Consider the following 912-nt stretch of genomic DNA (forward strand, 5'->3'; position numbering starts at 1 on the left):
ACGACGTCGAGGATGACGTCCGCGCCGTGGCCGTCCGTGACCTCCTTGACCCACGGGGCGAAGGCACCGGACTCGGCGGCGCGGTGGTCGAACATGTTGCTCGGCGCCCAGCCGCCGGCCGAGCGCCACCTTCTCCGGGCCGCCGGCGGTGCCCAGCACCCGTGCGGCGAGCGCGGTGAGGAACTGGACGGCGAAGGAGCCGATGCCGCCGGTGGCGCCGTTGCACGAGCAACCCGGTCCCGGCCTGGACGCCTGCCCGGCCACGAGCGTCGAGTGCACCGTGCAGGCCACCTCCGGCAGGGCCGCCGCCTCGACGAGTCCGACGCCGTCGGGGACGGCCATGAGCTGGCCCGCCGGCACGGCGACGTACTCGGCGAAGCCGCCGCCGGCCAGGAGCGCGCACACCCGGTCACCGACGGCGAAGCGCCCCTCACCCGGCATCCCGGCCTCGGGTCCCAGCGCCGCCACGGTGCCGGAGACCTCGAGCCCGGGGATCTCGGAGGCGCCGCGCGGCGGCGGATAGCGGCCCTCGCGCTGCGCGATGTCCGCGCGGTTGAGACCCGCGGCGGCCACCTGCACCAGCACCTCGCCCGGGCCGGGGTCTGGCACGGGCTCCTGGCCCACGCGGACGACGCCGTTGTCGCCGGCCCCGGTGAATCGCACGGCGCGCATCTGTGCGGGGACGTCCATGGGGTCTCCTCCTCTGGTCGGGGGTCGAGGGTCCATCCTCGCGCGCGGGGGCCGGACTCGCCACCGGTCGCCCGCCGGGCCACGGGCTAGAGTGGGTCCTCGACGCGGCGGCCCACGCCGTCGCGGTCAGGCCCGGGATGGTTGTCCGAGCGGCCGAAGGAGCCGGTCTTGAAAACCGGTGCGCGGTGACCCCGCGCCGAGGGTTCGAATCCCTCACCATCC

The 912-nt window shown here is 76.1% G+C and carries 1 protein-coding gene; it reads right to left on the reverse strand.

Going from position 1 to position 912, the window contains the following annotated elements:
• The coding region (locus UN64_RS21715; protein ID WP_216352816.1) for an alcohol dehydrogenase catalytic domain-containing protein at positions 1–690 on the reverse strand (690 nt) is incomplete at its 3' end.
• Positions 691–912 lie beyond the last annotated feature (222 nt).

The sequence above is a fragment of the Fictibacillus arsenicus genome (genome assembly GCF_001999465.1).
GTDB lineage: Bacteria > Bacillota > Bacilli > Bacillales > Fictibacillaceae > Fictibacillus > Fictibacillus arsenicus.